The organism is Streptosporangium fragile (genome assembly GCF_039534445.1).
GTDB classification, from domain to species: Bacteria; Actinomycetota; Actinomycetes; order Streptosporangiales; family Streptosporangiaceae; genus Streptosporangium; species Streptosporangium fragile.
This window is the reverse complement of the sequence record NZ_BAAAVI010000083.1, coordinates 1-24,135: the sequence shown is the minus strand read 5'-3', so window position 1 is coordinate 24,135 and position 24,135 is coordinate 1. Positions and strand designations below refer to the sequence as shown.

At 71.5% G+C, this 24,135-nt stretch carries 21 protein-coding genes; 13 read left to right on the top strand and 8 right to left on the bottom strand.

Annotated elements, in window-relative coordinates; all coding sequences use genetic code 11:
* Positions 1-206 precede the first annotated feature (206 nt).
* On the top strand, positions 207-1,268 hold the full coding sequence (locus ABD841_RS35250) for a helix-turn-helix transcriptional regulator (protein WP_425582094.1): 1,062 nt from the start codon (positions 207-209) through the stop codon (positions 1,266-1,268).
* 33 nt (positions 1,269-1,301) lie between these two features.
* Here ABD841_RS35250 and ABD841_RS35245 read toward each other — a convergent pair whose 3' ends face one another.
* The 6 genes from ABD841_RS35245 to ABD841_RS35220 all read right to left on the bottom strand — a co-directional run bounded on the left by ABD841_RS35245 (position 1,302) and on the right by ABD841_RS35220 (position 11,476).
* Positions 1,302-2,255 (bottom strand): SDR family oxidoreductase, encoded by a 954-nt coding sequence (locus ABD841_RS35245; protein ID WP_425582093.1) that lies wholly within the window; start codon positions 2,253-2,255, stop codon positions 1,302-1,304.
* A gap of 75 nt (positions 2,256-2,330) precedes the next feature.
* Positions 2,331-3,092, bottom strand: a complete 762-nt coding sequence (locus tag ABD841_RS35240; RefSeq protein ID WP_344980865.1) for a helical backbone metal receptor — start codon at positions 3,090-3,092, stop codon at positions 2,331-2,333.
* 104 nt (positions 3,093-3,196) lie between these two features.
* A complete protein-coding gene (icmF, locus tag ABD841_RS35235) occupies positions 3,197-6,421 on the bottom strand; it encodes a fused isobutyryl-CoA mutase/GTPase IcmF (RefSeq protein ID WP_344980843.1) in 3,225 nt (1,074 codons plus the stop codon).
* Between the two features lie 138 nt (positions 6,422-6,559).
* Positions 6,560-8,257, bottom strand: coding sequence for an AMP-binding protein (locus ABD841_RS35230; RefSeq protein ID WP_425582096.1), 1,698 nt, complete (start codon positions 8,255-8,257; stop codon positions 6,560-6,562).
* A 396-nt stretch (positions 8,258-8,653) separates the two neighbouring features.
* Positions 8,654-10,111 carry an L-fucose/L-arabinose isomerase family protein gene (locus ABD841_RS35225; protein WP_344980840.1) on the bottom strand — a complete coding sequence of 486 codons (1,458 nt, stop codon included), beginning with the start codon at positions 10,109-10,111 and terminating at the stop codon, positions 8,654-8,656.
* Between the two features lie 381 nt (positions 10,112-10,492).
* A complete protein-coding gene (locus tag ABD841_RS35220; protein ID WP_344980838.1) occupies positions 10,493-11,476 on the bottom strand; it encodes a LacI family DNA-binding transcriptional regulator in 984 nt (327 codons plus the stop codon).
* A gap of 258 nt (positions 11,477-11,734) precedes the next feature.
* Here ABD841_RS35220 and ABD841_RS35215 point away from each other — a divergent pair, with 258 nt between their 5' ends.
* The 3 genes from ABD841_RS35215 to ABD841_RS35205 are packed head-to-tail and all read left to right on the top strand — an operon-like array spanning position 11,735 to position 13,673.
* Positions 11,735-12,034, top strand: coding sequence for a hypothetical protein (locus ABD841_RS35215; RefSeq protein WP_344980836.1), 300 nt, complete (start codon positions 11,735-11,737; stop codon positions 12,032-12,034).
* Positions 12,031-13,017, top strand: a complete 987-nt coding sequence (locus tag ABD841_RS35210; protein ID WP_344980835.1) for an inorganic phosphate transporter — start codon at positions 12,031-12,033, stop codon at positions 13,015-13,017. The genes ABD841_RS35215 and ABD841_RS35210 overlap by 4 nt, the downstream gene beginning before the upstream one ends.
* Positions 13,014-13,673: a DUF47 domain-containing protein gene (locus tag ABD841_RS35205; RefSeq protein ID WP_344980833.1), complete on the top strand. Its 660-nt coding sequence runs from the start codon at positions 13,014-13,016 to the stop codon at positions 13,671-13,673. The genes ABD841_RS35210 and ABD841_RS35205 overlap by 4 nt, the downstream gene beginning before the upstream one ends.
* Before the next feature lie 117 nt (positions 13,674-13,790).
* Here the strand turns inward: ABD841_RS35205 and acsA are convergent, their stop codons facing one another.
* The gene (gene acsA / locus ABD841_RS35200; protein ID WP_344980831.1) at positions 13,791-15,581 is read right to left on the bottom strand and encodes an acetate--CoA ligase; all 1,791 of its coding nucleotides are present in this window, start codon (positions 15,579-15,581) and stop codon (positions 13,791-13,793) included.
* Between the two features lie 163 nt (positions 15,582-15,744).
* Here acsA and fbp point away from each other — a divergent pair, with 163 nt between their 5' ends.
* The 5 genes from fbp (at position 15,745) to mctP (ending at position 21,138) form a co-directional block, all read left to right on the top strand.
* Complete coding sequence (gene fbp / locus ABD841_RS35195; protein ID WP_344980829.1) at positions 15,745-16,863, top strand: fructose-1,6-bisphosphate aldolase/phosphatase; 1,119 nt, start codon at positions 15,745-15,747, stop codon at positions 16,861-16,863.
* Between the two features lie 183 nt (positions 16,864-17,046).
* Positions 17,047-18,399, top strand: coding sequence for a nicotinate phosphoribosyltransferase (locus tag ABD841_RS35190; protein WP_344980864.1), 1,353 nt, complete (start codon positions 17,047-17,049; stop codon positions 18,397-18,399).
* Positions 18,400-18,451: 52 nt separating this feature from the next.
* The gene (locus ABD841_RS35185) at positions 18,452-19,021 is read left to right on the top strand and encodes a VOC family protein (protein ID WP_344980827.1); all 570 of its coding nucleotides are present in this window, start codon (positions 18,452-18,454) and stop codon (positions 19,019-19,021) included.
* Between the two features lie 298 nt (positions 19,022-19,319).
* The gene (locus ABD841_RS35180; protein WP_344980825.1) at positions 19,320-19,532 is read left to right on the top strand and encodes a DUF3311 domain-containing protein; all 213 of its coding nucleotides are present in this window, start codon (positions 19,320-19,322) and stop codon (positions 19,530-19,532) included.
* A gap of 4 nt (positions 19,533-19,536) precedes the next feature.
* A complete protein-coding gene (gene mctP / locus ABD841_RS35175; protein WP_344980823.1) occupies positions 19,537-21,138 on the top strand; it encodes a monocarboxylate uptake permease MctP in 1,602 nt (533 codons plus the stop codon).
* A 239-nt stretch (positions 21,139-21,377) separates the two neighbouring features.
* Here the strand turns inward: mctP and ABD841_RS35170 are convergent, their stop codons facing one another.
* Entirely contained in the window at positions 21,378-22,334 is a 957-nt protein-coding gene (locus tag ABD841_RS35170) for a helix-turn-helix transcriptional regulator (RefSeq protein WP_344980822.1), read from the bottom strand.
* 86 nt (positions 22,335-22,420) lie between these two features.
* On the opposite strand from ABD841_RS35170, the gene ABD841_RS35165 reads away from it, so the two are divergent.
* The 4 genes from ABD841_RS35165 to ABD841_RS35155 all read left to right on the top strand — a co-directional run bounded on the left by ABD841_RS35165 (position 22,421) and on the right by ABD841_RS35155 (position 23,743).
* A complete protein-coding gene (locus ABD841_RS35165) occupies positions 22,421-22,849 on the top strand; it encodes a VOC family protein (RefSeq protein WP_344980820.1) in 429 nt (142 codons plus the stop codon).
* A gap of 63 nt (positions 22,850-22,912) precedes the next feature.
* Entirely contained in the window at positions 22,913-23,170 is a 258-nt protein-coding gene (locus ABD841_RS35160) for a YdeI/OmpD-associated family protein (RefSeq protein WP_344980819.1), read from the top strand.
* 108 nt (positions 23,171-23,278) lie between these two features.
* On the top strand, positions 23,279-23,365 hold the full coding sequence (locus tag ABD841_RS40985) for a putative leader peptide (RefSeq protein ID WP_425582095.1): 87 nt from the start codon (positions 23,279-23,281) through the stop codon (positions 23,363-23,365).
* Positions 23,366-23,449: 84 nt separating this feature from the next.
* On the top strand, positions 23,450-23,743 hold the full coding sequence (locus tag ABD841_RS35155; protein WP_344980817.1) for a TauD/TfdA dioxygenase family protein: 294 nt from the start codon (positions 23,450-23,452) through the stop codon (positions 23,741-23,743).
* Positions 23,744-24,135: the final 392 nt, after the last annotated feature.

Sequence of the window (24,135 nt, the reverse complement as noted above, 5' to 3'; positions counted from 1 at the left end):
CCTCCCTGGGCGGCCGTCTTGTCTGCTCGCGAATGCGAAACCTGCGCCGCCTAGAAGCGGCGCCACCACTGAAGGGTAACGGGGTATCGCATGCGATCAGACTACCGGCGGCAGGCGTGATCATGCAACGTGACCGTCCGCGGGTCCTCCCCCGCCGGACGCGGTGGGAACGCGGTTAGGGTCGGATGGTGCGTGCGGCCAGGTTGATGTCGTTGGTACTGCTGCTCCAGGCCCGGGGCGGGATGACCGCGGCGGAGCTCGCCCGGGAACTGGAGGTCTCCGAACGGACCGTCCACCGGGACGTGCTGGCTCTGTCGGAGGCGGGCGTGCCGGTCTACGCCGACCGCGGCCGGGGCGGAGGCTACCGGCTGCTGGACGGCTACCGCACCCGCCTCACCGGGCTCGACCGCGCCGAGGCGGAGGCGCTGTTCCTGTCCGGTGTGCCGGAGGCCCTGCGGGAGATGGGGCTGGGTGAGGTGGCGACCGCGGCCCGGCTGAAGGCCTCGGCCGCGCTCTCCCCCGGTCTGCGGGACGCCCCGGCGACCGCCGCCCAGCGCTTCCACCTGGACGCCCCCGGCTGGTTCGCGAGCGAGAGACCGCCCCCTGCGGCCCTGGCCCCGCTGGCCAGGGCCGTCTGGGGCGACCACCCCGTCACCGCCCGCTATCACCGGCCGGAACGGCCCCGCCGGACCGGGCCGGACCGGCCGGAGGACCAGACTGAGCCGGACCGGCCGGACCGGCCGGACAGACCGGGCCGAACGGGCGAGCCGCACCGGCCGGACGGGCGGGCCGGGGCGGTCCGCCGGGACCTGGAGCCGTACGGGCTCGTGCTCAAGGCGGGAGTCTGGTACCTGGCGACCCGGTCCGCGATCTACCGGGTCGACCGTTTCGGCGAGGTCGAGATCCACACCGACCGGCGTTTCGAGCGGGACGCCGCCTTCGACCTGGCCGCCTTCTGGAACGAACGCGCCGCCCAGTTCGCCCGCTCCCTGCTGGCCACGCGCGTCACCGTGCGGCTCAGCCCCACCGGTCTCCGCATACTGCCCGCCGTCGCCGACCCCGCGGCCCTCGGCGAAGCCCTGGCCTCCGCGGGCGAGCCCGACGGGCGGGGCTGGGTCACGATCTCCCTCCCCGTCGAGTCGCCGGACGTCGCCTACGGCCAGATCCTCCGTTTCGGCCCGGAGGCCGAGGTCGTCGGCCCTCCCGAACTGCGCGCTCTCATGGCCGGGGCCGCCGCCCGCATGCGGGAGCTGTACCACCCCGGCTGACGGCGCCGGGCAGCCGCCCCGGGACGCCGGAGGTCAGCGGTAGCCGGTGGCGTCGGCGGGTCTGCCCTTGCTCTCGACCTCGTCGATGTAGCGCCAGGCGTCCGGCCGGCTGCCGTCGACGTCGGTGAAGCCGTACACCTGGGCGAGCTGTCCGCTGGACAGCGTCTGCCCCGACCAGCGGAGCCGGTCGTCGTCGGCGGCGAGCGCGGCGACCGCGCGGCCGGCGAAGGCGGGCGTCTCGGAGATCACGAAGTGCGGTTCCTTGGCGAGGGCGTCGCGCCAGTTCTCCTCGGTGACGCCGTAGATGTCCAGCATCATCTCCGAGCGCAGCCAGCCCGGTGTCAGCGCGACGGCCCCGCACCCGTGCGGGCGCAGCTCGTGGGCCTGGCTGAACGCCAGGCGGCTGACCGAGACCTTGGCCAGGTCGTAGAAGGCCGAGAGCCGGTAGTTGGCGGCGTTGTACTCGGCGGTGCCGTCGGTCACCTCCACGACCATGCCCCCCGGGTTCTCGATCAGCAGCGGCAGGGCGTGGTGGCTGGTGATCAGGTGGGTGTCGACCGCGAGCCGGAGCAGGCGCAGGCCATCGTCCAGCGAGTGCTTCCAGACCGGGGTGTGCCACTCCACGAGGGAGTCACCACCCCAGATGTCGTTGACGAGCAGGTCGAGCCTGCCCTGCTCGCGCCGGATCCGTTCCACCAGCGCGCGGACCTGTTCCGGCTCCAGGTGGTCCACCTGGACGGCGATTCCCTGCCCGCCCGCGCGTGTCACGAGCTCGGCCGTCTCCTCGATGGTCTCCGGCCGGTTCATCTCCGAACGCCGTCCTCGCGTGCTCCGGCCGGTGCAGTAGACGGTGGCGCCCGCGGCGCCCAGCTCGACCGCGATCCCTCGCCCGGTTCCCCTCGTCGCCCCGGCGACCAGGACGACCTTTCCCCTCAGTGTCGTGTTCACCGGATCAGCGTGACGCGAAAAGAGGACATCTCCTGTCATGTTTTCCGCCGTCGCCGGGCGATCCCGGCACGGCGGCCCTCGGCTGTCTCCTCGCGGCCCGCCGCCCCCCGGGGGTTACCCGGCCGCCCGGCCCAGCTGCTCCGACAGTACGGCGGGAGCCTCGACGAGCGAGGGGCCGTACCAGGTCAGGTGGCGTCCGCTGACCAGCGCGGCCTCGACGCCGGGGAAGGACTCGGGTCCGTCGTCGGCGGTGAAGCGGTACGGCTCGTCGGGCAGCACCACGAGGTCGGGCCCGGCCGCGACCAGGCGGTCGATCGGGATCTTCGGGTAGCGCTCCGGGTGGCCGGCGTAGAGGTTGTCCACACCGAGCCTGGACAGCACGTCACCGGTGAAGGTGTCGCGGCCGACGACCATCCAGGGCCGCCGCCACACCGGGACGACCGCCCGGCGCCGCCGGTCCGGGGCGACCCGCCGCCAGGCCGACGCGGCCTCGTCGAGCCAGGCGGGACGGGGCAGCCGGCAGGCCTCGGTGAGGACGCGGTGCAGCGAGGCCAGCGCCTCGTCGACGGTGCGGATCACCGTCACCCACACCGGGAGACCGGCCGCCCGCAGCGCCTCGATGTCGGGGGCGCGGTTCTCCTCGAAGTTGGCCAGCACGACGTCGGGGTGCAGGGCCCTGATCCGCTCCAGGTCCGGGTTCTTGGTGCCGCGGACCCTGGTCACGTCGAGGCCGGCGGGGTGCGTGCACCAGTCGGTGGCCCCCACGAGCAGTCCGGGCGCGGTCGCCGCGACGGTCTCGGTGAGGGACGGGACGAGCGAGACGACCCGGCGCACGGCCGCCGGGACGCGCACGCCCGTCCCGGTGTCGTCCCGCACGCCCTCACTCCTCTCGCTCACGCCCGTGTCCCTCCGGTCACGCCCGCGTCCCTCCGGTCGCCCGCCCCGTACCGCCGTCCACACGCCCGCGCGGATCCCGCGGCTCAGACGTTGCGGCGGTACTGGCCGCCGATCTCGAACAGGGCGTCGGTGATCTGGCCGAGTGAGCACACCCGGGCGGCGTCCATCAGCGCCTCGAAGGCGTTCTCGTCCGACATCGCCGCCCGGCGCAGCCGCGCCAGCGCCGCGGGAGCCCGGTCGGCGTGCGCCCGGTGGAACTCGCCCAGCCGGCGCAGCTGGGACTGCTTCTCCTCCTCGGTCCCGCGGGCCAGCTCAAGCTTGCGGTGCCCGGGTTCGGCGCCGCGGGGGTTGCGGAAGGTGTTGACGCCGATGATCGGCAGCGAGCCGTCGTGCTTACGCGTCTCGTACAGCATCGACTCGTCCTGGATCTTGCCGCGCTGGTAGCCGGTCTCCATCGCGCCCAGCACCCCGCCGCGGTCGGAGATGCGCTCGAACTCCCTCAGCACCGCCTCCTCGACCAGGTCGGTGAGCTCGTCGACGACGAACGCGCCCTGCAGCGGGTTGTCGTTCTTGGCCAGGCCCCACTCCCGGTTGATGATCAGCTGGATGGCCATGGCCCGGCGCACCGAGTCGGCCGACGGGGTGGTCACCGCCTCGTCGAAGGCGTTGGTGTGCAGGCTGTTGCAGTTGTCGTAGATCGCGATCAGCGCCTGCAGGGTGGTGCGGATGTCGTTGAAATCCATCTCCTGGGCGTGCAACGACCGGCCGGAGGTCTGGATGTGGTACTTCAGCTTCTGCGCCCGCTCGCCGGCACCGTACCGTTCGCGCATCGCCACCGCCCAGATCCGGCGGGCCACCCGGCCCAGCACCGAGTACTCCGGGTCCATGCCGTTGGAGAAGAAGAACGACAGGTTCGGCGCGAAGTCGTCGATCTTCATGCCGCGCGCCAGGTAGGCCTCCACGTAGGTGAACCCGTTGGCCAGCGTGAAGGCGAGCTGGCTGATCGGGTTCGCCCCGGCCTCGGCGATGTGGTAGCCGGAGATCGAGACCGAGTAGAAGTTGCGCACCTGGTTGACGATGAACCACTCCTGGATGTCGGCCATCATCCGCAGGGAGAACTCGGTGGAGAAGATGCAGGTGTTCTGCCCCTGGTCCTCCTTGAGGATATCGGCCTGCACGGTGCCGCGCACGGTGGACAGTGTCCGGGCGCGCAGGTCCGCGGCCTCGGTCCCGGACGGCTCGCGCCCGTGCTCGGCGCGGAACCGGTCGGTCGCCTGGTCGATCGCGGCGTTGAGGAAGAAGGCCAGGATCGTCGGCGCCGGCCCGTTGATCGTCATCGACACCGAGGTGCTGGGCGCCGACAGGTCGAACCCGTCGTACAGCGCCTTCATGTCGTCCAGCGTCGCGATCGAGACGCCCGAGGTGCCGACCTTGCCGTAGATGTCCGGGCGCGGGTCGGGGTCGTGCCCGTACAGGGTCACCGAGTCGAACGCCGTCGACAGCCGGGTCGCCGGCTGCCCCTCCGACAGCAGCTTGAAGCGCCGGTTGGTGCGGAAGGCGTCGCCCTCCCCGGCGAACATCCGGGTGGGGTCCTCGTCCTCCCGCTTGAAGGGGAACACCCCCGCGGTGAACGGGAAACGGCCCGGCAGGTTCTCCGAGCGCAGGAAGCGCAGCAGGTCGCCGTGGTCGGCGAAGCGTGGCAGCGCGACCCGCGGGATCCGGTTGCCCGACAGTGTCTCCCGCCACAGCGGAGTGCGGATCTCCCGGTCGCGGACCTTCACCACCAGTTCGTCGGCCCGGTAGGCGTCCGCCGTGGCGGGCCAGTCCGCCAGGAGCTCCCGGCTGTCCGCGTCGAGTTCGGCCTCCGCCCGCGCGGTGAGCCCGTCCAGGACGGTGGTGTCCGCGCCCTCGGCGGCCACCAGTTCCCGGGCCGCGGCCAGGCGCTGCCGCCTGCGCGCCGCCTCGGCCTGGTGGGCGGTGCGGGCGTGGTAGCCGCGGACGGTCTCGGCGATCTCGGCCAGGTAGCGGGTCCGGGACGGCGGCACGACGCCGGCGGCGACCGTCGAGGTGGTCCCCGTGACCTCCGGCAGGACGCCCGGCGCGGCCGGCAGCCCGTGCTCGCGGAGCAGGGCCCGCAGCCGCTGGTAGAGCGCGGTCACCCCGTCGTCGTTGAAGCGCGAGGCGATGGTGCCGTACACCGGCATCTCCTCCGGCGGCACGCCGAACGCCTCCCGGTTGCGCACCAGCTGGCGGCGCACGTCCCGCAGCGCGTCCTCCGCGCCGCGGCGCTCGTACTTGTTGATCGCCACGACGTCCGCGAAGTCGAGCATGTCGATCTTCTCCAGCTGGGACGCGGCCCCGAACTCGGGCGTCATCACGTACAGCGACACGTCCGCGAACGGCACGATCGCCGCGTCCCCCTGCCCGATGCCCGGGGTCTCCACGATCACCAGGTCGTGGCCGGCCGCCTTGCACGCGGCGATCACGTCGTCCAGGTGGGCGGGCAGTTCCTGGGCGCCGCGCGTGGCCAGGGAGCGGAAGTAGACCTCGCCCCCGGTCAGGCTGTTCATCCGGATCCGGTCGCCCAGCAGCGCCCCGCCGCCCCGGCGCCGGGTCGGGTCGACCGCGATCACCGCGACCCGCAGTTTGTCCTCGAAGTCGATCCGGATGCGGCGCAGCAGCTCGTCGGTGAGCGAGGACTTGCCCGACCCGCCGGTGCCGGTGACGCCCAGCACCGGCACCCGGCGCGCGGCCGCGGCCTCCCGGACCTCGCCCAGCCACCCGGCCGGCGCCGTGCCAGCCTCCAGGATCGTGATCGCCCGCGCCAGCGTCCGCTGGTCGCCCGCGACCACTCCGGCCACCGCGGGCGGTTCACCGGCGGCCAGATCCACGTCACACGCCTCGATGACCTTGTTGATCATTCCGGCCAGGCCGAGCCGCTGCCCGTCCTCCGGGGAGAAGATCCCGGCGACGCCGTGGGCGTGCAGCCGGTCGATCTCCTCGGCGACGATGACCCCGCCGCCCCCGCCGTAGACCCGGACGTGCCCGGCGCCGCGTTCGCGCAGCAGGTCCACCAGGTAGGTGAAGAACTCCACGTGACCGCCCTGGTAGGAGCTGACCGCCACGCCCTGGACGTCCTCCTGGATCGCCGCGGTGACGATCTCGTCGACGGACCGGTTGTGGCCGAGGTGGATCACCTCGGCGCCCTGCGACTGCAGGATCCGCCGCATGATGTTGATGGCCGCGTCATGGCCGTCGAACAGGGCCGCCGCCGTGACGACGCGGACCGGATGGGCGGGAACGTGCACCAGAGACCTCCTACGGCCACGGAGAAGCTGTCCACCAATTTACTAGGACGTCCTAATAAATTACTAGGACGGCCGAGCATCCGCGCCCGGACCGGGCCACGCCGGGGGCGCGGCCCGCGCGGCCACCGGCCCGCATCGTCAGGAGCGCAGTTCGGGGAACTGCTCCTCGCGCCACTCCGGCAGGGCCGTCCCCTCGGACGCGGCCCGATCCTCGCGGCCCCGGAGCTCGACCCGGCGTATCTTGCCCGACACCGTCTTCGGCAGCGCGGCGAACTCCAGCCGCCGCACCCGCTGGAACGGCGCGAGCCGCTCCCGCGAATGGCGCAGGATCGCCAGCGCGGTCCTCTCGTCCGGTTCCCAGCCCGCGGCCAGTGTGACGTAGGCCTTCGGCACCGCCAGCCGCAGCTCGTCCGGTGCGGGCACCACCGCGGCCTCCGCCACCGCGGGATGCTCGATCAGCACGCTCTCCAGCTCGAACGGCGAGATCTTGTAGTCCGAGGCCTTGAACACGTCGTCGGTGCGCCCGACGTAGAAGATGTAGCCGTCGGCGTCGCGGGCGGCCACATCCCCGGTGTGGTAGTAGCCACCGGCCATCGCCTCCGCGTGGCGTCTCTCGTCGCCCCGGTAGCCGGCCATCAGCGAGATCGGACGGCGGCTCAGGTCGATGCAGATCTCCCCCTCGTCGGCCGGCTCGCCGGTGACGGGGTCGACCAGGACAACCGGCACCCCGGGCATGGGCAGGCCCATCGAGCCGGGCTTGACCGGCAGCCCCGGCACGTTGCCGACCGAGAGCGTGGTCTCCGTCTGGCCGAAGCCGTCACGCAGCGTCAGGCCCCAGTGGCGCCGGACCTGCTCGATCACCTCGGGGTTGAGCGGCTCGCCCGCCGACACCACCTCCCGCAGCCGGCCGGGGCCGCCCGACAGGTCCGCCTTGATCAGCATCCGCCACACCGTCGGCGGCGCGCAGAACGTGGTCACCCCCGCGTGGCGGATCCGCTCCAGCAGCGCGGCCGGATCGAACCGCCGGTAGTTGCAGACGAAGATCGTGGCCTGGGCGATCCAGGGCGCGAAGAAGCAGCTCCAGGCGTGCTTGGCCCATCCCGGGGAGCTGATGTTCAGGTGGACGTCGCCGGGCCGCAGCCCGATCCAGTACGCCGTCGTCAGGTGCCCCACCGGGTAGGAGACCTGCGTGTGCTCGACGAGTTTGGGCTTGCTCGTGGTGCCCGAGGTGAAGTACAGCAGCAGCGGGTCGCCGGGCAGGGTGCCCGGATGCGCCGCCGGGGGCGCGTCGATCCCGTACGCCTCGCGGTAGGACGCCCAGCCCGCCGCGTCCCCGCCCACGCAGATCCGCCCGTAGTCCCCGGCCACGCCGTCGAACTTGCCGGTGTCGGCGACGTTGGCGATCACGTGGCGGGCGCCGCCCCGGGTGACGCGGTCGGTCAGGTCCGCGGGCCCCAGGGCGGTGGTCGTCGGCATGATCACCGCGCCCAGCTTCATCACCGCCAGCATCGACTCCCAGAGCTCGACCTGGTTGTTCAACATGAGCATGACCCGGTCGCCCCGCCCGACGCCCCGGCCGGACAGGAACGCCGCGACCCGGTCCGAGCGCCGCGCCATCTCCGCGAAGGAGTGGCGGGCCTCCGCGCCGTCCTCCTCCACCAGCCACAGCGCCGTACGGTCGTCGTCGCGGGCGACGGCGTCGAACCAGTCGACGGCCCAGTTGAAGGGGCCCCGGAATTCCGGCCAGGCGAACCGCCCGACCGCGTCCGCGTGGTCGCCGCCCGGATCGAGCAGCAGGTCACGGGCCCTGAGATAGGCTTCGGCGTTGCCGGTCAGGTTCACGACGGCGCTCCTCTCGGCGGTGGCCACACGCTACGGCGGCACCATCGCCCCCGGCACCCCCGAAATAGGGATATCCCCGAAAAAGGGAATGTCGCTCACCCCGTACCACCCGGGGAAGAAGTCCGAGGGGTACGCCGCCGCTTTCAGCTCCTGCCGGCCCCGCCCGGTCCGGCGCGATGAGCCCCGAAGCGACTCTCCGTGATGACGGTCGTTGCGGACGGATGATCCGGCGGGGGCGGGGAGGCGCACAACCCGGTCTCGGGGCTCCGGAGGGTACTTCCGTGGTGCCGCCGTCAACGGTCGTTCTCCTTCCCGCCGGCCACGTGCGCGGCCGGCGGGAAGGAGTTCACCGGACCCGGGGCAGCTCAGGCGAGGCCGGGACGGGCGGGGTCAGACCTGGCGGTAGGGGATGCCCAGGAGGTCGGCGGCGGCGCGGTAGTCGGCGGCGTGGTGGCCGACGGACAGGGACCAGTGGTGGCCGACGCCGGTGGCGCTCCAGGCGTCGACCCACTCGCCCGGGTCGCGGCCGAAGTCGACGCGGCTGGTGGTGTTGCCGATCTCCAGGAGGGGGCCCGGGACGACGGTGCCCTCGGAGGCGATGAAGGAGAGGGTGCCATCGGCGTCCTGGCCGAGACCGAGGAGGGTGACGGGGCCGTGCCTGACGTCGAACTCGACGCTGACACCCCAGCCGCGCTTGCCGTGGTAGACGCCCAGGCCGCGCAGGAGCGGGTCGCGGGCGCTGACGGCCAGGTGGGCCGGGCCGTCGTGGCCCATCTCGACGACGCCGGCCTCGAAGTCGAGCGCCTGGATCTCGGTGAAGGAGCCGCCCGCGCCGATGCTCTGGGAGGCGAGCTGGGCGACGGTCGTGCGCAGCTCGTACTCGCCCGTCGCGGGGACGCCACGCGCGGTGAGCAGGGACGCGCCGAGGATCATGCCGGCGCCGAGCCGCTCGTGCTGCTCGCCGTCCAGGCCACGATGGTAGTAGGCCAGGGTGTCGAGCCCGAAGTCCTCGACGAGGCGGTCCAGGGCGACCGACACCGTCGCGCCCCAGGCGAAGTCCTCCTCGACGACGGTGCCGTCCAGGGTGAAGATCTCGCGGGCCAGGTCCATGCGGGCGCGGGTCTCGGCCTCGGTGACCTTCTCGACGCGGTGGCGCAGGTCGTCGAACTCCAGGACCTCCACGTGCGAGCCGAACACGGCGGGCAGCAGGGTCAGGTCGGTGGAGACGTCGAGCATGCCCGGGTAGAGGTGGCCCATGAGACCGTGCCGGGCGTGGCGGAGCGCGGCGCGGACGTGCGCGGCCCGGATCCACCGGCCGATCCGCTCCCACGCCGACTCCTGGCGCAGCCACCCCGAGACCGACCGGAAGGGGATCCCCGCCCGCCGGAACACGTTGCCGACCTCGGGGACGGGGCACTGGCCGCAGTAGGCGAGCCACGCGCCGGTGTCGAAGGACGCGTGGTCCATCTTCTCCGTCGGCTGCAGGTCGATGACCAGGACCGGCGTGTGGGAGCGCTGCGCGATCGGCAGGACCATCGAGGACGTCAGGTAGGTCGTCAGGAAGAGCACGATGAGGTCGCAGTCGGCCTGCCGGAGTCTTTCGGCCGCGACCGCGCCCTCCTGGGCGTCCGAGATGAAGCCGACGTCGGTGACCTCCGCGTCCATCTCCCGGAACCGTTCGGAGACGTACCGCGTGCTCTCCTGGAGCTGGGGCAGCAGTCCGGGGAACTGCGGCCAGTACGTGCCGAGGCCCCCGGCCACCAGGCCGATGCGCGTCTTGCGGCGCGTGACGGGGGTGAGCAGGTCCAGGACCGGGGTGCGGTGGCCGGTGGGGGTCGAAGGGGTCATCGTCGCGGTTCCCTTTCGTGCGGGAGGGATGGGGCGGTGGGTGGCGACGGTTCCGCGGGGTACGCAGGTCCGGCTGGTGCGACGATAAGGCTTTGTGAAACGTTTTACAAGGGCATTAAGGTGCAAATATCACGATATATCAAACTATGTGAAGTCAAACATGCACGCAAAGTGATCGAACGCTCGCCGAGGTCGGCCTCGACCATCGCCCCAGTCGACGCCCGGAGCCGTGAACATCAGCTCTGAACTGCACTCAAGCCTGGCGTCACGGTTTCGATCGCCTGATGTGAAACGTTTTGCACAGCATTTCCCGTCGTCACCACACGGTCACGCGGAGTCTCGATCGGGGCGGCCACCCCGGGCCGCTCCCGCGAACGGACGTCAGGCGGTCTCGCGGACGACGAGGCCGGGCGCGAAGACACGGGCCTCGTGGGCGTGGTCGGCGCCGGCCTCGACCTCGTCGAGCAGGAGCTCGATCGCCGCGGCTCCGAGTTCCTCCACCGGCTGGCGGACCGTGGTGAGGGCCGCGAAGCCGGCCACGTCCAGGTCGCCGTACCCCACGACCCGGACGTCTCCCGGAACGTCCGCACCGCGTTCGGCCAGGCCCCGGCAGACGCCTGCGGCGAGGAAGTCGTTGGTGCAGAAGACCGCGTCGGGAAGCGCCTCCAGGCGCCGGACGGCCTCCGCCCCGCACTCGACGGTCATCCGCTCGGTGACGACCTGCTCCAGGGTGACGCCGCGGAGGCGCCGGGCCGCCTGGCGGGCGCCCTGGTAGCGGTCGGCGCACTGGCGGATCCCCCGCGCCCCGTTCACCACGAGAACGGACCGGGCGCCGCCCTCCAGCAGGTGCCGGACCGCGAGCGCGCCCCCGGCGACGTCGTCGACGGAGACCGAGCAGCCCTCCTCGGTGGGCCTGGCCCGGTCGGCCAGGACCAGCGGCACGCCGCGCCTCCGCAACCGCTCCAGCCGCCCGGGGTCGGCGCTCAGCGGCGCGACGACCACCCCGCTCGTCCGCTGCTCGACGAGCATCGACAGGTACCCCTGCTCGCGCGTGGGGTCGTCGTCGCTGTGGCAGAGGGACAGCGCGTACCCCTGGCGGTAGGCGGCGTCCGCGGCGCCCTTGGCGATGCGCGCGTAGAAGGAGTTCGCGATGTCCGGCAGGACCAGGCCGATCGACCTGGCGTGGGCGGCCCGCAGGCCGACGGCCCCCGGATGCGGCACGTAGTCGAGGTCCGCGATGATGGACCGGACCCGCTCGACCGTCCGGGCGTTGACCCGTTCCGGCCGGTTCAGCACGTTCGAGACCGTCGTGACCGACACCCCGGCGGCCGCGGCCACGTCCTGGATGCGCGCGGGACGGCGCATGCTCGCTGCCCCTCCGTCCATGCCGCTCCGATCGGCGGGCGGGATCCGAAGGCCGCCGCCCGTGCCAGGGAATTCTAAGGCCGGCCGCCGGGCTCCCGTCCCACCGCTCCCCCGGAGTCACCCCCGCGAAAAGCTGACCAATCCTACAAATCATGACATCTCGGGTCATAATGATAGATCATCTTTATGTCCTGACAAAGTCTTGACTGTTCACTTGTTATTCATTTAAAACTGAAGGTCTCCGGACAAGGAGTCTTCATGCGTGTGGGCTTACCGAGCCTCGGCCGTATCGGCGCGTTCCACCCTGTCTCCCTCTCCGCTCTCACCGATGAGCAGCTGGTCGTCCCCGGCACGGACCCGGCCTGCCGGCGAGGTCACCGCCTGAGGGGACGCCGCGGCCGGCCGGCGCGATCGGCGCGAGCCGGCCGGCCCGTACCCGGTCCCGAGACCACCACCTGGTGGGACGTGCCCGTGGCCGGGACCGCCGGCCTGTCCCGCGCCCGCACCGCCCGCACCGCCCGCGATGAAGCTGGACGTGACCAGCGGTCCAACCCGTGACGGAGTGGTGGACGCCGGCGTTCGCCACGGCGGCGGTCCTCTTCGTACTGATCAGCGGGGCCAACGACGGGGCCACGCTCATCGGACTCGGGCTCAGGTTCCCGCACGTACCGGGGTGGGTGATCGCCGCGCTTCTCGGGGCGGCGCTCTTCGCCGGGCCGTACGTGGTGGGGATCGCGGTCGCGCGCACCTTCACCGAGCGGCTGGTGGGTCTCGGGACGAGCGGCGGCTCGGCGGCGTTCCTGGCGGGAGTGGTGATCGCGGTGACCGTGGTCGCGGTCCTGACCGGCAGGGGGCTGCCGACCAGCCTGACGCTCGCGGTGATCGGCGGCATCACCGGCGCGGGGCTCGGCGCCGGGCTCCCGGTGTCGTGGTCGGGCCTGGCCGCCGTCCTGGGCGTCGGGGTCGGCGCGCCCCTGGCCGGCCTGCTCCTGGGGTACCTGCTCGGGACCGTGTCACGCCGGGTGCCGTCCTACCGCCGGATGCCCAGGCTCGTACGCGCCGCCCACCTGCTGGCCTACGCGGCCCAGTGCGTGGCCTACGCGGCGAACGACGGCCAGAAGATGATCGCGGTGGTGAGCGTCGCGGTCGCCGTGGCCCGCAGCGGGCCGGGCGGGGTCGGCCCCGTCGAGGTCCCGCCGGCGTGGATGGCCGTCCTCGCGATGCTCTTCCTCGCCGGAGCCCTGACGAGCCTGACGCGCGTCGGGGAGCGGCTGGGCCGCGGCCTGGTCATCACCCGGCCGCTGCACGTCGTCTCGGCCGAGACGGCGGCGACCGGTGCCGTCCTGGGCAGCTCCGCCCTGGGGAGCCCGGTGAGCATGACCCAGTCCATCACGGCCGGGGTCGTGGGCGTGGCGGCGAGCGAGGGGGCCAGAAGGGTGCGGTGGCAGGGCGTGGTGAACGTGGGCACGGCATGGCTGGTGACGCTGCCGTCATCGATGGCGCTGGGCGGCCTCGCCGGGCTCGCGCTGAGGCTGCTTTGAGCGGCGCCGACGGCCGGGCCCGGCGGTTCGCGCGGGCCTGGGACGACCTGCGCGGCCGGTCGGGACGGCGGGTCGTCGATCTGGTCCGCGGCCAGATCGCGCTCGCGCGGGCGGGAGCCGTGCTGGCCCGCTCGACCGCGTCCGGCACCGTCGAGCGGTCGGCCGCGCGCGCCCAGATGGCGGAGGTGGAGCACGAGGGCGACGCGGCGCGCGCGGAGCTCGTGCGCCTCCTGCGGTGGGTGCTGGTGACCCCCATCGACCGCGAAGACCTGTTCCGGCTCTCCCGCTCGGTCGACGACGTGCTGGACCACCTGCGCGACCACGTGCGCGAGACCGACCTGTTCGGGCCGGAGGACCTCGCCTTCGCGGTCGAACCGCTGCAGGCGGTGATCGACGGCCTCGACGAGCTGGAGAAAGCCGTCCTGAAGATGATCGACGACCCGGGTTCGGTCACCGTGGCGGTGCTGGCCACGCGCAAGGCCTGCAGCCGGGTCCGCCAGCTGTACCAGGCCCGGCTCGCCGAGCTGTTCGCCGGACCGCTGGAGATGGACACCCTGCGCCGCCGCGAGTTGCTGTCGCGCCTCAACGCGGTGGGCCGGCGACTGGGTGAGGCCGCCGACGCGCTCGCCGACGCGATGCTCAAACGGAGCCACTGACCCCGGTCACGCCGACGGGCCGGCGGCGGCGCCCACGCCGGCCGGGCGAAGCGCGATCCCGGCCGGCAGTCCGGTCGCGGTCACCGCGAGGAACGCGAGGGTGCCGAGGGCCGGCGCTCAGCGGCCGGGGACCGCGCGGGCCGGGCTCTCCAAGGTCGAGAGGTCGCCTTCGGGCAGGCCGAGTTCCCGGGCCTTGAGAAGGCGGCGCATGACCTTGCCGCTGCGCGTGTGCGGAAGGTCCTGGTCGAACGCGATCTCCTTGGGGGCCACCGCGCCCAGCCTCCGCCGGCCGAAGGCGATGAGCTCCAGGCGGAGCCTCTCGCCGGGCTCGAAGCCGGGGTTGAGCGTGACGAACGCCTTCACCAGCTCGCCCGCCACCGGGTCGGGCTTGCCGATCACCCCGGCCTCGGCGACGGCGGGATGTTCCATCAGGGCGCTCTCGACCTCGAACGGCCCGATGAGGTGACCGGCGGACTTGATGACGTCGTCGGCGCGGGCGACGAACCAGAAGTACCCGTCCTCGTCCCTGCGCGCGACGTCGCCGGACAGGTACCAGCCCCCGGCGAACGCCTTGGCGTACAGTTCCGGCTCGTTCAGGTAACCGCGGAACATCGACGGCCAGCCGGGACGCAGCGCGAGCTCCCCCTCGACGTCCGGCTCCTCGACGACCCGCACGCGCCCGTCGGCGACCCGGGCCCGGCCGTTCTCCCCGCGCTCCAGCAGGGCCGCCTCGATCCCGGGCAACGGACGGCCCATGGAGCCCGGCTTGATGTCCAGGGCGGCGAAATTGCCGATCATGATGGCGCCCGTCTCCGTCTGCCACCAGTTGTCGTGGACCGGCAGGCCGAGCGCGCGCAGGCCCCAGACGGCCGCCTCGGGGTTGAGCGGCTCCCCCACGCTGGCGACGAACCGCAGCCCGGACAGGTCGTACTCGCGGGCGAGGGCGCCGCCGTGGTGCATGAGCATGCGCAGCGCCGTGGGCGAGGTGTACCAGACGCTCACCCGCTGGTCCCGCAGCACGCGGTACCAGCGCCGCGCGTCGAACTCGCCCGCGTCGGCCACGAGGGTGAGCCCGAGGCTGAGCGGCGCGATGACCCCGTACGACATCCCGGTGACCCAGCCGGGGTCGGCGGTGCACCAGAAGACGTCCGAAGGCCGCAGGTCCAGGGCGTAGGCCGCGGTGACGCGGTGGGCGAGCACGGCCTCGTGCACGTGCACCGCGCCCTTGGGCCTGCCGGTGGTCCCGCTGGTGAAGTGCAGCAGTGCCATGTCCTCGGGGTCGGTGGGCGGAATCTCGAACCCGGCCGGGGCCCCGGCCATCAGCTCGCCCAGCGGCACGGTGCCCTGCGGGGCGGGGCCTTCCCCGGTGACCAGCACATGTTTCAGACCGGGCAGGGTCTCCCGGATCGCGGCGATCTTCCGCGCGTAGAGCTCCGGGGTGGTCACCAGCACCCGCCCGTCACCCAGGCGCAGCCGCTCACGGATCGGCTCGGGTCCGAAGGCGGGGAACAGCGGCGACAGCACACCGAGGTTCTTCAGCGTGCCCAGGACGGTCACGTAGAGATCGGGTACCCGGCCGAGCAGCGTGAACACCCGCTCCCCCTTGCCGACCCCCAGCCCGCGCAGCACGCCCGCGAAGCGGTCGGTGGCGACATGCAGATCCCGGTAGGTCAGCTCGGTCACCGTGTCGTCCCCGCCGACACATCGCAGCGCCACCTGGTCGCGCCGCGGGGTGTCCAGATGGCGGTCCACGGCCTCGTAGGCGATGTTCAGCCCCCGGCCGCCGGGCAGCCCGCGCAGCGACCGCCGGGCCGCCGGCCAGGAGAACTCCCGGCGCTCACGCTCGTAGTCCGTCAGGTTGGCCCCGCCGGCCTGCCGCGCGCTCTTCTGGATGGGATCCCACGTCATCACGGCCTCCCCGGTGAGGGTGAGGATGCCGTTCCAGCATGTGACCGCCCCTTACGGGGTCGGCAGGTACGGAAGTCCTCCGCTTCCGGGGCCTTCTGCCCTATCCCCCGGCAAAGCCCCTGACCAGCGTGGGGGACAGAGAAGCCGTGAGGAGGCGATCACCGTGATCACGTTGAGCATCGTCAAGGCCGACACCGGGGGGTTCGTCGGCCACTCCGCCGTGCACCCGGCCATGATGGCCGAGGCCCGCCGCGAGATCGACCGGGCCATCGCCTCGGGACTGCTCCTCGACGGCCAGGTCGCCGCCTGCGGCGACGACATCTCCCTCATCATGACCCACACCTACGGCGCCGACGCCGGGCTCATCCATTCCTTCGCCTGGGACACCTTCCAGGCGACCACCCACATCGCCAAGGAACTCGGCCTGTACGGAGCCGGCCAGGACCTGCTCTCGGACGCCTTCTCCGGCAACCTGCGCGGCACGGGCCCCGGCTACGCCGAACTGGAGTTCGACGAACGCCCCTCCGAGCCGGTCGTGTGCTTCCTGGCCGACAAGACCGAGCCCGGCGCCTGGAACTTCCCGCTGTACAAAATGTTCGCCGACCCCTTCAACACCGCCGGCCTGGTCGTCGACGAGAAGATGCACGCCGGCTTCGCCTTCGAGGTCTACGACCTGTACCAGGAGAAGCGCATCATCTTCGACTGCCCCGCCGACCTGTACGACATGCTCATGTACATCGGCGCCCCGGCCCGCTACGTCGTCCACACCGTCCGCTCCAGGACCCTGGGCGAGACCGCGGCCGCCACCAGCACCCAGCGCCTGTCCCTGATCGCGGGCAAGTACGTCGGCAAGGACGACCCCGTGATGATCGTCCGCTGCCAGGCTGGGCTGCCCGCCGTCGGCGAGGCCCTGGAACCCTTCGCCTTCCCCTACGCGGTCGCCGGCTGCATGCGCGGCTCGCACCACGCCCCGTTCCTGCCGGTGCCGGCCGGGCAGGCCCACCCCTCGCGCTTCGACGGTCCGCCCCGCGTCGTCGCCCTGGGCTTCCAGATCCATGACGGCAGACTCATCGGCCCCCGCGACATGTTCGACGACCCGGCCTTCGACACCGCCCGCACCCAGGCCAACGAGATCATGGACTACTTCCGCCGCCACGGCCCGTTCGAACCGCACCGGCTGCCCCTGGCCGACCTGGAGTACACCACCATGGCCTCCCTGACCCGGAAGCTGGCCCACCGCTGGACCCCGATGACCACCGAGATCGCCACACCCATCGGCTGATCCGGCCCGCCCGCCCGGGGGCCGGGCCCCCGTTCCGCGGGCGTGGATCGGGCACGGGACACGAGGAGGAGCAGCGAGAGGAGAGGCCGCCATGCCGAACCTCGGCGTCGCGATCGTGCGACGGTACGAGACCGCGGTCCCCCGCCGGTTCCGGCGCCCCCGAACGGAACCCGGGTGATCATCATGGGCGGAGGACTGCTCACGGATCTGTACGAGCTCAACATGGCGGCGAGCTATCTCCGCCACGGAATGACGGACCGGGCCACCTTCAGCCTCTTCGTCCGGAAGCTCCCTCCGGACCGCGGGTTCCTGGTGGTGGCCGGCGTCGCGGACTGCCTCGACTTCCTGACCGGCTTCGGCTTCACGGGCGCCGAACTGGACTACCTCGAGCGGACCCGGCGGTACGGGCGGGACGTCCTGGACGCGTTCGAGCGCATCCGCTTCACCGGTGACGTGTGGGCGGTCCCCGAGGGGCGCGTGGTCTTCGCCGGGGAACCCGTCCTGGAGGTGACGGCCCCGATCGCCGAGGCGCAGCTCGTGGAGACCGTGCTGCTCAACCACATGACGTTCCAGACGTCCGTGGCGACCAAGGCGGCCCGGTGCGTGCTCGCGGCCGGCGGGGCGCAGCTGGTGGACTTCGCCTTCCGGCGCGCCCAGGGAATCGACGCCGCGATGGCGGTCGCGCGGGCCTCGGCCATCGCGGGGTTCGCGGCGACCAGCAACGTCGAGGCGGGCAGACGGTACGGTCTTCCCGTGGCCGGCACGATGGCGCACTCGTTCATCGAGGCGTTCGGCGACGAGGAGGCCGCCTTCGCGGCGTTCGCCGCCGACTTCCCCACCGGATGCACCTTCCTGGTCGACACCTACGACACGCCCGGCGGGGTACGGGCGGCCATCGCCGTGATCCGCCGCATGCGCCTGTCCGAGCGGATCGGGGTGCGGCTGGACTCCGGAGACCTGGCGGAACTCTCACGCCAGACCCGCCGGATGCTGGACGACGCCGGTCTGCACGAGGTGAAGATCTTCGCCAGCGGCGGTCTGGACGAGTACGCCATCGCGGAGCTGGTGCGGCAGGGCGCTCCCATCGACGCCTACGGGGTGGGCACCAGGATGGGCGTGTCAGCCGACGCCCCCTCCCTGGACAGCGCGTACAAGCTCGTCGCCTGCGGCGAGCGCCCGGTGATGAAGCTCTCCGCGGGGAAGGTCACGGCCCCCGGTGCCAAACAGGTCTTCCGCGGGCCCTCCGGCGACGTCGTGAGCCTGCGCGACGAGCCCTCCCCACCCGGCCACCGCCCGCTGCTGGAGCCCGTGATGAGAGCCGGACGGCGGCCGGCGGCGCCCGAACCGATCGAGACCATGCGCGAGCGCTGCGCCGCGGACATCGCCGCGCTGCCCGCCCCCGCCCGTGCCCTGCGCGATCCGCAGCCGTTCGAGGTCCGGCGCAGCGAGCGGCTCGCCGAGCTCGGCAACCGGGTCAGCGCGGAGATCCAGGCCGCGCACGCGGGCGGGCCTCCGTCCGGTCTCCCCTCCGTGTAGGCCGGCCCGCCCCACCCGTGATAAGTAACTCGTTACCCGGAAAGGTGCGAAGGTGAACGAGGAGACCATGGCGGAGAACACAGAGTTCGAGCTGCGCGGCGTGAACCACATCGCGCTGGTGTGCTCGGACATGAAACAGACGGTCGACTTCTACTCCGGAGTCCTGGGCATGCCGCTGATCAAGACGATCGAGCTGCCGATGGGCTGGGGTCAGCACTTCTTCTTCGACTGCGGGGGTGGCAACGCGCTGGCGTTCTTCTGGTTCCCGGACGCCCCGGAGGGGGTTCCCGGCGTCTCGGCGCCCAAGGACCTGCCCGACCGGGGCGAACTGCTCTCGGCCGTCGGCTCGATGAATCACATCGCCATCGACGTCGCCCCGGACAAGATCGAGGAGTACCGGGACAAGCTGATCGCCAAGGGCGTCGACGTCGGAGTGATCCTCAACCACGACGACAGCGAGTTCGGCATCGCCCCGGCGATGCAGGAGGGCGTGTTCGTACGATCGATCTACTTCAAGGACCCGGACGGGATCCTGGTGGAGTTCGCCGCCTGGACCAGGGAACTGGGGCTGCCCCACGACGTCCGGCACGAGCCGAAGACCGCCGCCGACAGGACCGTGTGACACCGCGCCCGCAGCGGGCGCGCATCCCTTTACGAGGCGCAGGCGGCGGCGTCAAGAGCGCTACGGCTGGAATGCGACGACCTGCCGGAATCCGTCGTCGAAGTCGCGGCGCGCGACGCGACGGCGCTGGTGACGGCTCCGGCGAGGCCGGCACCGCAGGCCGGCCTACCGCTCGTCGCGCCGACCGCCCCGTTCGGCGCGCGGTGATCTCAATGAAACGCTCATGAAACTACGCTGCCGGTCAGCCGAAGGGGATGATCCTGCCCGGTCATCCCCTCTCCAGCGCAAGGAGATCGCGTTGACCACTCCAAACGGCGACCGGAGCGATCGCAGCCCGTGGAACTGGCTGCTCATCGTACCGATCATCCTACCTTTGCTGCCATTTCTTTACAATTCGGATGAACCTCGTCTTTTAGGGTTCCCACTGTTCTACTGGCTCCAGCTCGCCTTCATCGCGGTCGGCGTCACCGGCACCACGATCGTCTACCAGATGACCAAGCGGCGGCGGTGACCGGATGGACCAGCACCTGACCGAGATCGTCATCTTCACCGTGCTGTTCCTGCTCGTCAGCGGCATGGGCTTCGTGGCCGCACGCTGGCGGCGCCCGGAGACCCTGGCCAGTCTGGACGAGTGGGGGCTCGGCGGCCGGAGCTTCGGTTCGTGGATCACCTGGTTCCTCGTCGGCGGCGACCTGTACACGGCCTACACCTTCGTGGCCGTACCCGCCCTTCTCTGGGGCGCGGGCGCGACGGGCTTCTTCGCGGTGCCGTACACGATCGTGGTGTACCCGATCGTGTTCCTGGTGCTGATCCGCCTCTGGTCGGTCTCGCACGTGCACGGCTTCGTGACCCCCGCGGACTTCGTCCGCGCCCGGTTCGGCTCACCCACTCTGGCACTGCTGATCGCGATCACCGGCATCGTGGCGACGATGCCCTACATCGCGCTCCAACTCGTCGGCATCGAGGCGGTGCTGAAGTCGATGGGCGTGACCGGCCACCTGCCGATCGTCATCGCCTTCGCGATCCTCGCCGCGTACACCTACCAGTCGGGCCTGCGCGCCCCGGCGCTGATCGCGTTCGTCAAGGACACGCTGATCTACGTCGTGATCCTGGTCGCGATCATCGCGATCCCGGCCCAGCTCGGCGGCTGGGACTCGATCTTCGACGCGGCCCAGGCCAAGTTCGACGCCACGCCCGCGCCCGGCGACGGTATCCTGCTCAACGGGAACAACCAGCTGCAGTACGTCACCCTGGCCCTGGGCTCGGCGCTCGCGTTGTTCCTCTACCCGCACAGCATCACCGGCGTACTGGCCTCCAAGAACCGCGACGTGATCAAGCGGAACATGTCGGCGCTGCCGGCTTACAGCCTGCTGCTCGGCCTGATCGCGCTGCTCGGCTACATGGCCATCGCGGCCGGGGTCAAACCGATCGTCACCGAGGGCAAGCCCGACAACAACACGATCGTGCCGCAACTGTTCGACCAGATGTTCCCCGACTGGTTCACCGGCGTCGCCTACGCCGCGATCGGCATCGGAGCTCTGGTCCCGGCGGCCATCATGTCCATCGCGGCGGCGAACCTGTTCACCCGTAACATCTACCGGGAGTACCTGAAGCCGGACGCGAGCGACGCCGACGAGGCCCGCGTTTCCAAGATCGTATCGCTGCTCGTCAAGGTCGGCGCGGTGCTGTGCATCCTGTTCCTCGACACGGGCTTCTCCATCGACCTGCAGCTCATCGGCGGCGTCATCATCCTCCAGACACTCCCCGCGGTGGCGCTCGGTCTCTACACCCGCTGGTTCCACCGCGGCGGCCTGATCGTCGGCTGGATCGCGGGCATGACCAGCGGGATGCTCCTGCTCTACAACATCGGCAACCCGGCCACCGGCAAGCTGCACTTCGCCGGATCGGCGTTCCCGCTGGAGAAGCTGGGCCTGGACACCACGATGACAATCTACGCGGGCGTCCTCGCCCTGGCGGTCAACCTGGCCGTGGCCGCGCTCGGCACGGTCGTCGCCCGCGCCGCCAAGGTCGCCGACGGTGGCGACGCCACCCGCCCCGACCACTACGTCGCGGATCAGGGGGACCCGCGTGTGAAGGACCTCGACCTCACCCACTGACCACACCGGAATCCCACACCCGGCCGCGCTGGAATCCCCCGCCCGGCCGCACGCGGGGCGGGGACACCCGCGTAAACCGGACCTCACGCGCCGACCGCACACCGGGCCCCATGGGCTGCTTCCCTCCTGAAAACGCAGGTCAGTGGCCCGGTGTGGGATCAGCCGGAGGCGCTCGCCCCGGTGGCGGCGAGGTTTCAGAGTGGATGATCGTCACCTCACCGGGGCGGCGATCCGCGTACTCAGGAAACATCCGGCCTCTTGGCGTAACGTTCGGTCAGTTCCAGGCCGATCCTGGCCAGCTCGGCGCGCACCGGCTCCGGCTCCACCACCTCGACCGTCGCCCCCCAACCGGCCAGTTGCTCGGCGATCGACCGCGCCGTGTGCGCCGCCACACGCGCCCGGACCCGCCCGTCGTCCTGCGCGACAACCTCACAATGCCGTCCGAAATGCGAGCGGAGCACCGGGAGGAACCGGGCATCGATCAGCACCGTGGCCGAGACGAGCGAGCGCCGCTGCTCCATCTCCGCCACCACACGCGCCCACTCCACCGAGAGGTCGAAGTCGTCGGGTCGCTCCGCGGGGAGATCCGTGACCTCCGCGGAAGCGATGCGGTCGACGCGGAACGTCCGCCGACCGGCTTCGGTGCCCGCGACGAGATACCAGATCCCGTCCTTGTCGACCAGACCCAGGGGATCGACCAGGCGCTCCGTCGGTCGCTCGCCCTTGCCGGTGTACGCCAGCCGTACCTTGAGCCTGCGCACGACGGCGTTCTGCAGGGACTGTACGAGGGCGGGCAGCTCACGGTCAGGTTCGCCCCAACCCGCCGAGTCGGACACGACGGCCCGGACCGCGGCCTCGGCGTCGGAGCGGAACGTGGCGGGCAGGGCGCGGATGAGCTTGCGCAGGGCGGAAGTCAGCTCGGGCTCGGCTGAGCCGGCCGGGCCGAGGAGCAGGAAGAGGGCCTGGGACTCGGCCGCGGTCAGCCCGGTGAGATCTGTGCGGGCGCCACCGACGAGCGACCATCCGCCGCCGCGCCCCGGCTGCGGATAGACCGGAATTCCGGCGGCGGACAGGGCCTCCAGGTCGCGGCGGGCGGTGTCCACGGAGATCTCCAGCTCCTCGGCCAGCTCGGAGGCGGTCACTCGGCCACGCGCCTGGAGCAGCAGGAGAGCGGCTATGAGACGGTCGGCGCGCATGTCTCCATCTTCGCCCTTGAAGTGCTCAATTGGTGAGCACTTCAAGAGCGAGGATGGTCGCATAACCCGCGCGAGAGGAACCGGAAATGCTGCGAGGACTCACCACCGTCACCTTCTACTCTCCCGACTTCGAGGCGGCCAAGCGCTGGTACACCGAGCTGTTCGGGATCCCGCCCTACATGAACACCCCTGCGTACATGGAGTGGCGCATCGGCGACTACCAGCACGAGTTCGGTGTCGTCCACAGCTCCTACGCCGGGAGCGAGCTGGCCAGGACCGCCGATCCTGACACGATCGGAAGACCGGCGGGCGCCGTGGTCTTCTGGCACGTCGACGACGTTCCCTCGACCTTGGAAAAGCTCGTGGCGATGGGGGCGAAGGAGCACGACTCACCGCGTGACCGGGGCACCGGCTTCATCACCGCCTCCGTGACAGACCCCTGGGGCAATGTCCTGGGCCTGATGTACAACCCGCACTACCTGGAGATCTTGGCCTCACTGCAGGAAAAGTCGTAAAGATCTTCACCGACGCCGCCGCGTGGCGGTGCCGGCCGGCCATCACGGCTCGGCGACGGAGGTGTGGGCGATGCCTGCGAAGAAGGGCACAACGGCTCGGCGATGGGGGTGTGGGTGTGGGTGGTGCCGGCGGAGAAGGGCACAGCGGAGCCGACCAGCCTCACCTACGAGCAAGCGCTGGAAGAGGCACTGCGCTACGGCTGGATCGACGGGCCGGCCCGTAGCCGCGACGCCTCGACCTACTCCCAGCGTTACACCCCGCGCCGCATCCGCAGCGATGCCCGCCACGTCGGCCGCGATTGGCCGGCCCGGCCGCCTTGATCACCTTGGCCGCGAGGCCGAAGGGGGTCCATTCACGCCTCGAATAAAAACACTAATTACCTACTAATTTAGTTGACAATCCTGCATGCGGCGACTTACGTTGAAGGCGTGATCCACCCTCTCCGCCTCACGAGGCGCCGACACGTGGACCTCTGCCGCGTGACCGACGCCATGTGTCCTTCCGTCCGGCTCTGATCCTGACAAGGTCCCCGTACGACATGTACGGAAGGAAGGATTTGATGACGTCATCGGTCGTCACCCCGGTAGCCGGGCGCCGAGGTGACCGGTGTACGGCTCGACGGCGACCTACCCGCCGAGACCGTGTCGGAGATCCGCGCGGCACTGCTCCGGTACAAAGTCATCTTCTTCCGCGGCCAGGAGCACCTCGACGAGCACGGTCAGGTGGCCTTCGCCCGGCTGCTGGGCGAGCCGACACCGGCCCACCCGGCCGTCCCCGTGCTGAACGGCAACTCCCACATCCTGGACCTCGACTACAGCGGGGGCCAGAAGGTCGATCGCTGGCACAGCGACGTGACCTTCGTCGACCGGCCGCCGCTGGCCTCGGTCGGCTGAGCACGGTCCCGGCCGGGGACGCGTCGGCGTACTCGGCCCTGGCCGCAGCCTGAGGCATCCCCCGCGGGCGTCGGAAGGAGGTAAGCCGCTGGATCGTTCATGACGCCATCTCCTTGGGAAAGCCCGCCCGGAGTCCTCCACCGGGCGGGCTTTCTCGCCGGCCCGCCGCTTGCGCACCATGCCTGTGGAACGCCGGCGCCCGCACCCCGGGTCCGACACCCCGGGTCCGGTTCCCCGGGGAACCTCCCGCACCCCCGGGAGAAGCACCCCCCGCACCCCCGGGACCCCTCCCGGAAGCCCCGGGAGCCCTCCCCCCGGAAATCCTCGGGAATCCCCGGCGGCGGAAACGCAAAAAAGGCCCCCGCCACCGGCGAAGGCCCCCCACACACCAG